This window comes from Bradyrhizobium sp. BRP56, from assembly GCF_020194035.1.
GTDB lineage: Bacteria > Pseudomonadota > Alphaproteobacteria > Rhizobiales > Xanthobacteraceae > Bradyrhizobium > Bradyrhizobium australafricanum.
In genome coordinates this window covers 47,416-53,785 of sequence record NZ_JADYVV010000066.1, presented here as the reverse complement: position 1 = coordinate 53,785, position 6,370 = coordinate 47,416, and the positions used below count along the sequence as shown (strand labels likewise).

General features: G+C 63.7%; 5 protein-coding genes and 1 tRNA gene. 3 read left to right on the top strand and 3 right to left on the bottom strand.

What is annotated here, in order from left to right:
- The 3 genes from I6F38_RS34100 to I6F38_RS34090 all read left to right on the top strand — a co-directional run.
- The coding region (locus tag I6F38_RS34100) for a hypothetical protein (RefSeq protein WP_225163501.1) at positions 1-525 on the top strand (525 nt) is incomplete at its 5' end.
- 133 nt (positions 526-658) lie between these two features.
- Positions 659-1,942, top strand: coding sequence for an MFS transporter (locus I6F38_RS34095; protein WP_346657156.1), 1,284 nt, complete (start codon positions 659-661; stop codon positions 1,940-1,942).
- Positions 1,942-3,201, top strand: coding sequence for an arsenic transporter (locus I6F38_RS34090; RefSeq protein ID WP_225163500.1), 1,260 nt, complete (start codon positions 1,942-1,944; stop codon positions 3,199-3,201). Before I6F38_RS34095 ends, I6F38_RS34090 begins: the two co-directional genes overlap by 1 nt.
- Positions 3,202-3,353: 152 nt before the next feature.
- Here the strand turns inward: I6F38_RS34090 and I6F38_RS34085 are convergent.
- The 3 genes from I6F38_RS34085 to otsB all read right to left on the bottom strand — a co-directional run bounded on the left by I6F38_RS34085 (position 3,354) and on the right by otsB (position 6,356).
- Positions 3,354-3,443 (bottom strand) — tRNA-Ser (locus tag I6F38_RS34085).
- A gap of 449 nt (positions 3,444-3,892) precedes the next feature.
- Positions 3,893-5,344, bottom strand: a complete 1,452-nt coding sequence (locus tag I6F38_RS34080; protein ID WP_225163499.1) for a trehalose-6-phosphate synthase — start codon at positions 5,342-5,344, stop codon at positions 3,893-3,895.
- A 202-nt stretch (positions 5,345-5,546) separates the two neighbouring features.
- Positions 5,547-6,356, bottom strand: coding sequence for a trehalose-phosphatase (gene otsB, locus I6F38_RS34075; protein ID WP_092079356.1), 810 nt, complete (start codon positions 6,354-6,356; stop codon positions 5,547-5,549).
- Positions 6,357-6,370: the final 14 nt, after the last annotated feature.

Sequence of the window (6,370 nt, the reverse complement as noted above, 5' to 3'; positions counted from 1 at the left end):
CGGAGCACCGCCACCGCCCCCTGGGCCCAAAGCGCTTTGAGCAAATCACGAATGGAAGAAAATCAGGAGATCAGGATGTCCGAAGACCAGATCAAATTGTCCGGCAGGATCGTGCACGTTTTTGCGCACCGCTTTGTGGTTCAGACCCCGAAGGGCATGGTGCTTGCCGATCTCACGCCGCATGGAGCAGACCTCGTCAAGCTCCGGATCGGAGCCGATGTCGAACTGGAAGGCGAGCAGAAGCCTTCTGAGCTCAAGGTGACGCATTTCGCGTGCGATGGCGCGGGCGTGACGATCCAGCACAAGAAGAAGCCCGAGCATGCCCACCACGAACCCGCGGACCCCGCCACGGCGATCGAGGCCGCTCGCTCGGCCGGGTTCGAACCGATGGGTACGCCCCGTCGCAAGCCCAAGCATTTCGAAATAGACGGCCGGCGCAACGGCGAGACCTACGAACTGCACGTGGAATTGGGTGGACGGATCCGGAAAGCGAAGCTCGTCGGCAACGGACACGAAGCTGCTTGACGCTTAGGGGACGACTGACGCCGCTCTGAGCAACCGTAACAGGAAAACGGACCCGAACCGGACTCAACCGGCTCGGGTGCGTCGAGGATCTCATCGGACGGGCAGATTGTTCAATCAAGCATCGGGATACAACGTGTCGATAGCACCGACGGCCTCATACAGCGCAAGTCCAGAGAAGGCGCTTCGTCCGCTGCTCGCGCTGAACTTCTTCATGGCCGACATGCAGGCCGGCATCGGGCCGTTCCTCGGCGTATTTCTGCTCGCGCAGGGCTGGCAGGCCGGCTGGATCGGGACGGTGATGACGGCGGGCGGCGTTGCCGGGATGTTGATGACGACGCCGGCCGGAGCCCTGATCGACGCCACGCGCAGCAAGAAGCTGTTCGTCATCATCCCCGGCATCTGCACTGTCGTCGCCTCCGGCATCGTGCTGCTGTCACAGGAGTTCTGGCTCGTGGCAGCCTCACAGGTCGCGACGGCGATTGCCGGCGCCGCGATCGGTCCGGCCGTCGCCGGCATCGCGCTGGGTATCGTCCGCCAGGCAGGCTTCAATCGACAGAACGGCCGTAACCAGGCCTTCAACCATGCCGGCAACATGGTCGGCGCCGGGCTGTCCGGATTCGTCGGCTGGACGTACGGCTTCACCGCGGTGTTCTGGCTCGCGGCGGTCTTCGGTGTTCTCTCGATCGCTTCCGTTATGATGATCCCGAGCGCGTCCATCGACGACGACGCAGCCCGCGGGCTCGAACGCGAGAGCACGGACGACAAGCGCGCGAGCGGGTTGCAAGTGCTGATCGAATCGAAGCCATTGCTGATCCTCGCCGCAACTCTCCTATTCTTCCACCTCGGCAATGCGGCGATGCTCCCGCTGTACGGCCTGGCGGTCGTGGCCGACAAGCAGGCCGACCCCGCGAGCTTCGTCGCAATGACCATCGTCATCGCCCAGGGCACCATGATCCTGACCTCGCTGGTTGCGATGCGGATGGCCGAAAGGGAGGGCTACTGGCTGGTCATGCTGGTGTCGTTCATCGCCTTGCCGGTCCGGGGCATCATCGCGGCGTGGCTCCTGAACAGCTGGGGCGTTTGTCCGGTACAGATTTTTGACGGCGTCGGCGCGGGGTTGCAGAGCGTGGCAGTGCCCGGCCTCGTCGCGCGGATACTCGACGGGACCGGGCGGATCAATGCCGGCCATGGCGCGGTCATGACGGTCCAAAACATCGGTGCCTCGCTCAGCCCTGCGATCGGTGGCTGGATCGCACAGGAGTTCGGGTATGGGCCGATGTTTCTCATTCTCGGTGGCAGCGCCACGGTCTCAGTCGCGCTGTGGAGCGTCTTCGCGCCGTTGTTGAAGCCTGCTTGTGCGACAAAGCCCGGGCACGCATCGGATGCAATGGTTTCAAGCGCCGCGAGTGTCGCCTGATGTTCACTCACAACGCCGCGACCTGGGGAATCGCCGGTCTTGCGACCTTGGGCGTCATTGCTCGCCCCTGGAATCTGCCGGAATACATCTGGGCGGTGACCGGCGCCGTCCTGCTGATCGCCTTTGACCTGTTGCCGTGGCGAGACGCCGTCGCGGCGGCAGGCAAGGGAACGGACGTCTACTTCTTTCTGATCGGCATGATGCTGCTGGCCGAGGTCGCTCGGAAAGAGGGCTTGTTCGATTGGCTCGCCGAACAGGCCGTCAAGCATTCGCGCAACTCAGCGTCGCGGTTGTTTTCGATCGTCTATGCAGTCGGTACGCTGGTTACCATTTTCTTGTCGAACGACGCCACCGCCGTCGTGCTGACGCCCGCGGTCTACGCCGCGACCCGTACCGCGAAGGTCGAGCCGCTGCCGTATCTTTTCGTCTGTGCGTTCATCGCTAACGCCGCCAGCTTCGTGCTGCCGATCTCTAATCCGGCTAATCTCGTGTTGTTCGGCGCGCGGATGCCGACGCTGCCGCAGTGGCTGCACTACTTCCTGCTGCCCTCGATCGTGGCGATTGCATCGACCTTCATCATGCTCCGGCTCAGCCTGCGCAACAGCCTGTCGGGTTGTGTCGATGAGCGCGACGGAGAGCCGGCCGTCCTTACCAGGAGTGCCGCGATCGTCGCCGCCGGCATCGGCGCGACGGCGGCGGTCCTGCTCGTCACATCGGCATTGGGCCGGGATCTCGGTATCCCGACATTTGCCTGCGGGGCGATGGTGACCGTGATCGTGCTCCTGCTCGGCCGCACATCGCCGCTATCGATCGCGCGCGATATCTCATGGTCGGTCCTTCCGCTCGTCGCCGGTCTGTTCATCCTGGTCGAGGGTCTCAATCGCACCGGCGTGCTGCCGGCACTCGCGGAAGAGCTCAAGCGAACCGCCGCGTTATCGCCGCAAGCAACCTCATGGGGCGCCGGCGTCATCACGGCGATTGCCTCGAACCTCATCAACAATCTGCCGATGGGTCTGATCGCGGCGACGACCACGCAAGCCGCGCAGGCGTCGCATCACGTCACCGGCGCAATCCTGATCGGCGTCGACCTCGGACCCAACCTTTCAGTCACCGGTTCACTCGCCACGATCCTGTGGCTGATCGCGCTGCGGCGCGAGGGTGAGCATGTTGGCGCGCTTCGCTTTCTGCAACTCGGCATTGTGGTCATGCCGCCGGCATTGGTACTTTCGGTGCTTGCGCTCTCGCTGTCTGCCTCATAAGAGCGGTTGCGGCTTTGATTGCCAGAAACGGGGGGAGCTTCAAGAAGGCTCAACTTCTCTTGGCGGGGCCACACATGTTGTAAGCGCTGCATGCGCGCCGCCGGTCGCACAAGATGGGAGAAGATCGCGGCTGGCGCGCAAAATCGTGGAAATGGCGGAGAGAGTGGGATTCGAACCCACGGTACGGTTTCCCGCACACACGCTTTCCAAGCGTGCGCCTTAAGCCACTCGGCCATCTCTCCGGGAGGCCCTCTCTTGAAGGGCTGAGGCGGATTTTGCAAGGGAGCGCGGGCCGGGAGCGTGAAATTTCCACAACAGATTGAAAACATTGCGTAAATTGATAGCGATGGCAGCCGCGCGCCGCGGCCTTGCGCGCGAACGCGCGCGATTTTGGCCGGCCGCCGGTCACGGACCGGCGCAAATCAATGAGTGCATCCGATCAGCCCGCCTCTTCGTCCGGAGGCTCGCCGCAGGCGCGAGCCCGGAATCTATTGGACCGCATCGCTCCTGGAAGAACGGATGCCGGATTCCCGCTTTCGCGAGCCCCGTCGCGAGAACGCGAAGTTATGACCACTGGCCGCGCAACACATTCAGTGTCGTTCCCTGCCTAGTGCGCAATTACGCATTAGGCAGGGACGACAGAACCGCGGATGGGCGAATCAACGCACCCATCCTGCATCGTCATGCTCGCTCAGTGATAGCGCGCGGCAAAATCCGCCGTGCGGCGCGGCCACAGGGTTGGTGGCTCCGGCAGCGCCGCGTTTCCCGCATTGTGCGTATCCTGCAGCGCCTCGATGAAATCGGCGAACCATTGCTGGATGGTGCCGCTGTTGAGCTTCTCCATCATCGCTTCCCAGCGCATCCGCCGCTCGGTCAGCGGCATCGCGAGGGCCGTCGCCAGGGTGCGCGCCATGCCGTCGATATCGTGCGGATTGACCAGCAGCGCGGCGTCGAGCTCGTTCGCCGCTCCGGCGAATTTCGACAGCACCAGCACGCCGGGGTCCGCCGGGTTTTGCGCGGCGACATATTCCTTGGCGACGAGGTTCATGCCGTCCTGCAGCGGCGTCACGACGCCGACCTGCGCGGTGCGGTAAAGGCCTGCGAGCACGCCCTGGCCAAAGCCCTTGTTGAGGTAGCGGATCGGCGTCCAGTCGACCTCGCCATGCACGCCGTTGACGTCGGTGACGAGCTTCGCCACCTCGCTCTGCAGATTGCCGTAGGCTTCGATCGCGCCGCGCGAGGGCGTTGCGATCTGCAGCAGCGACACCGAACGTTTCAGGTTCGGATGCAGCGTCCACATCTTGTCGAACGCCTTGATGCGGTTGACGAGGCCCTTGGAGTAGTCGAGCCGGTCGACGCCAATCGCGAGCTTCTCGCCATTGAGACTGCGCCGCAGCCGCGTCACGTCGGGATGCGTCATCGCCTTGGTCGCCTGCTGCGCGAACTTGCCGGGGTCGATGCCGATCGGAAACACCGCGGCGCGGGTGCGGCCGAACGACGAATTGATCACGCCGTCGCGCACCTCGAAGTCGAGATCGTGCAGCACATAGCTCAGGAAGTTCTCGCAGTCCTCATCGGTCTGGAAGCCGATCAGGTCATAGGACAGCATCGCCTCGATCAGCTCGCGATGATTGGGCACGCCCGCGATCACCGCGCGCGCCGGCCATGGCGTGTGCAGGAAGAAGCCGATCGGCTGCGTGACGCCGAGATCGCGCAGCTCGGCGCCGAGTGCGAGGAAATGATAGTCCTGGACCCAGAATACGGAATCCGGCTTGCGGAAGCGCAGCAACGCGCGCGCCATGAACGCGTTCACTTCGCGATAGCTCGCGTAGTCCTCGCGGGATGCACGAATCAGATCGGCGCGCGAATGCATCGCGGGCCACAGCGCCGAATTGGCAAAGCCTTCGTAATAGCCGCCATAGTGCGCAGCCGGCAGATCGAGCATCGCCAGCGCGCCCGCCCCGAGCGCTTCGACCTCCGCGAAAGGTTCCTTCAGGTTCCCGTCGCGGACGCGTCCGCTGGAACCAACCCATATTGCCCCTGTCTTTTCCACCACCGGCAACAATGCCGCAGCCAGCCCCCCCGTCATGGGTTCATTGGGTTTTCCGCGCGAGACGCGGTTCGATACGACGACGAGGTTCACCAGGTCCCCTCCTGTTGGTCAACTCGCGTATTAACAACCATTCATCAAGATGGTTCCTGATCAAGGAATCTCCCAATTGAAACCAAATTCTGGCGAACACGCACGGAACTCGCGGGAACTCGCGAAAAGAAAATTACGCGCCAGGTTGACGCCACGACGCAAAAGCACCGTATTCGATTCGGCTGCGATGAATGCGTTTCGGTTAGGACAGGCTGACGTCCCTATCAACGTCGAGCAGATGCGCGAGGAATTCGCGCACATCGCTCGGTCCGTCGAAATGTCCGGCGACGCCGGTTGCGCGACGGCCGACGGAGAACGCGAGACCGTCGAAATCGGGCATGATCGCGAACACGGTCTCGTCGGTGACGTCGTCGCCGATGAAGAACGGACGCCGTCCCTTGAACGGCTCATGCGTCATCAGCTCGAGCACGCCGGTCGCCTTGGTGAAGCCGGAATGCTTGATCTCGCAGACGCTCTTGCCCGGCAGCACCTCAATCGGCGCATTCGGCAACTCGGCGCGGATCAGCGACACCGCTTCATAGATCGCCTTCTCCGCCTGCGGCGCCAGCCGATAGTGCAGCGCCAGCGAATAGCCCTTGTCCTCGAGCAGAATGCCGGGGCTCAGCTTTGCGATCGCGGCAAGACGGCGCTTCAACTCCTTGTCGAGCGGCGGCGCGTGTGCGGCGACCGCCTCGCTGTCCGGCTGCAACCGCATCTCGGCGCCGTGGCCGCCGATCGCGGGAAACACTTCCGGCGCGAAGATCAGGTCGATGTCGTTGAGGGAGCGGCCGCTGACCAGCGCCAGCGCGCCGTGGGTGCGCTCATGCAGCTGCTTCAGCGTGGTCGACAGTTCCGGCGGCACCCAGACCTCGCGCGGCGTCGGCGCGAAATCGAGCAGGGTGCCGTCGATGTCAAGCAGCACCGCGGCCTGGCGGAGCGGCGGGATCAGCGACGCCGGCGTCGGCACGCTGTCCGTCTTGGCGTCAGGGGCGATGTCATCATCCATGGGCATTTCGGCCACGTCAT